Below are 2,571 nucleotides of genomic sequence, written 5' to 3' on the forward strand. Positions count from 1 at the left end.
CTAATCCTGTTTGCTACCCACGCTTTCGCGCCTCAGTGTCAGTATTGGTCCAGGAAGCCGCCTTCGCCACCGGTGTTCCTCCTGATATCTACGCATTTCACCGCTACACCAGGAATTCCACTTCCCTCTCCCATACTCAAGTTCGGCAGTATCATAGGCAATTCCCCAGTTGAGCCGGGGGCTTTCACCCGTGACTTGCCAAACCACCTACGCGCCCTTTACACCCAATAATTCCGAGCAACGCTTGCATCCTACGTATTACCGCGGCTGCTGGCACGTAGTTAGCCGATGCTTCCTTAGGGGGTACCGTCAATCCGAATGGGTATTAGCCATCCGGAGTTTCTTCCCCCCCGACAGAGGTTTACGATCCGAAAACCTTCTTCCCTCACGCGGCGTCGCTGCGTCAGGCTTTCGCCCATTGCGCAAAATTCCCCACTGCTGCCTCCCGTAGGAGTCTGGCCCGTGTTTCAGTGCCAGTGTGGCTGATCGTCCTCTCAGACCAGCTACCCGTCTTAGCCTTGGTAAGCCATTACCTCACCAACAAGCTGATGGGACGCGGGCTCATCCTCGAGTGACAGATACCGAAGTACCCGCCTTTAACCTCAGGACTTTCGTCCCGTGGTCTTATCCGGTATTAGCCCGCCTTTCGGCGGGTTATTCCAGTCTCAAGGGTAGATTACCCACGCGTTACTCACCCGTGCGCCGCTTTACTAACAGGGTTGCCCCCGCTTTCTCGCTCGACTTGCATGTGTTAGGCGCGCCGCTAGCGTTCGCTCTGAGCCATGATCAAACTCTCCAATTAAATCTACAAATTGGATTTGAAAGGGTTTCTTTCTTGATAGGTTTGACTGTGCTTGCTATTTAGTTTTCAAAGAGCAGAAGTCTTGCGGATTTATGGCAGATTCATCTATTATAATCTTACCATACTGCCTCTCGAACCGTCAAGCTTTTTCGAGAGCTCGCTTTTACCGCAGCGAGATTCAGCATTATATCTATCTACGCGAACATGTCAAGAAAAACTTTTGCTATTTTTTCTTTTTGGTGTCTTTTCTTCTTTCGCCCCTGTGCCGCTTAAAGCAAACACCAGAGCTTTGATCACCAAAAAGAAATGCCGGCCCTTCACCCAACGATGTTGCCCCCTGAAACCCTACAGCCCCCGGAAGGCCCAGCAAGATTTACTATCTTATACTAATCTAAAAATATGTCAACAGGAAATATCGGATAGAGCAAACTTTTTTTCAGGGTCGTACTTTGGATAGTCGCGTCAACGGTATTGTGCGCGAAAAAGCCTTTAAAAATAGGGGTAACGTGCTCTGGGGCTCTCCGGCACAACAAGTTTTAAGCGAAGACGATCCTCTTGAAAAACCTCTTACCCACCTGCAGGAGAAAGCCCTTGTTGGTGCTCACTTCCTCGCGCGGGTTCAGCACGCGCTTGCCGTCCACCTTTACTCCGCCCTGCTCTATGAGCCTCATCGCTTCAGATGACGATTTGGCGAGCGCCGCCTTTACCATGATCTTTGCGAGCCACATCCGCTCGCCGTCGGGCTCTATCCGCGCCTCTTCTATCTCTTCGGGGGTCTCCCGCTTCGTAAAGAGGTTCCTGAAGTCATCTCTGGCCTTGGTAGCGGCCTCAGCACCCGCGAAGCGCTCGGTGAGCTCGAATGCAAGCGCCTCCTTTGCCTCCTTGGGATGGACCTTCCCGGCCTTTATCTCCTCCACCCTCTCGTTCGCGGCTCCCGATAACAGCTCGTAGTACCGCGCCATCAGAGCGTCGGAGATCGACATCACCTTGCCGAAGATCTCGGAGGGCGGCTCGGTTATGCCTATGTAGTTCCCGTACGACTTGCTCATCTTCTGCACGCCGTCGGTGCCCTCCAGAAGCGGCATGGTGACGACTATCTGCGGCTCCTGCCCCATCTCTTTCTGGAGCTCTCTGCCCACGAGCAGGTTGAAGAGCTGGTCGGTGCCGCCGAGCTCGACGTCTGATTTCAGGACGACCGAATCGTACCCCTGTATGAGCGGATAAAGGAACTCGTGTATCGCGATGGGCCGCCCCTCCCTGTACCTCTTCTGAAAGTCGTCCCTCTCGAGCATCCTCGCGACAGTGTACTTGGAAGCGAGACTTATGAGGTCGGTCGCCGTGAGCCTCTCCATCCATTCGCTGTTGAAGACGACCTCGGTCTTTTTCGGATCGAGTATCTTGAAGACCTGGGCGGTGTATGTCGCCGCGTTCCTCTTGACCTCGTCTTTGGTAAGCGCCTTCCTCGTCTCGGACTTGCCCGTGGGGTCGCCTATCATGCCCGTGAAATCGCCTATCAAGAGAAGTACGTGGTGGCCGAGGTCCTGAAAGTGCTTGAGCTTCTGTATTAGGACGGTGTGGCCGAGGTGCAGGTCCGGAGCCGTGGGGTCGAACCCGGCCTTTACGCGCAAGGGCCGCCCCTTCGCAACGGAGGCCACGAGCTTCTTTAAAAGGTCGCCTTCCGATATGATGCCGCTCGTGCCGCGCCTTATTATCTCTATCTGTTTACGAGGGTCCATTTGAAATATCCGGGGAGTGGATTTGGGTCTGCC

1 protein-coding gene and 1 rRNA gene are annotated in these 2,571 nt (G+C 54.1%); both read right to left on the bottom strand.

Annotated features, from left to right (window positions below; all coding sequences use genetic code 11):
* Window positions 1-803: ribosomal RNA gene (locus HYS22_09395) — 16S ribosomal RNA — on the bottom strand; the annotation flags it as partial.
* Between the two features lie 535 nt (window positions 804-1,338).
* Window positions 1,339-2,538, bottom strand: coding sequence for a tyrosine--tRNA ligase (locus HYS22_09400; protein ID MBI1910364.1), 1,200 nt, complete (start codon window positions 2,536-2,538; stop codon window positions 1,339-1,341).
* Window positions 2,539-2,571 lie beyond the last annotated feature (33 nt).

The sequence above is a fragment of the Deltaproteobacteria bacterium genome, from assembly GCA_016177765.1.
Classification (GTDB): domain Bacteria; phylum UBA10199; class UBA10199; order JACPAL01; family JACOUP01; genus JACOUP01.

Bases quoted from the DNA above. Each gene is read 5' to 3' on its own strand.
- HYS22_09400 (MBI1910364.1), bottom strand. From the start codon at position 2,538: ATGGACCCTCGTAAACAGATAGAGATAATAAGGCGCGGCACGAGCGGC.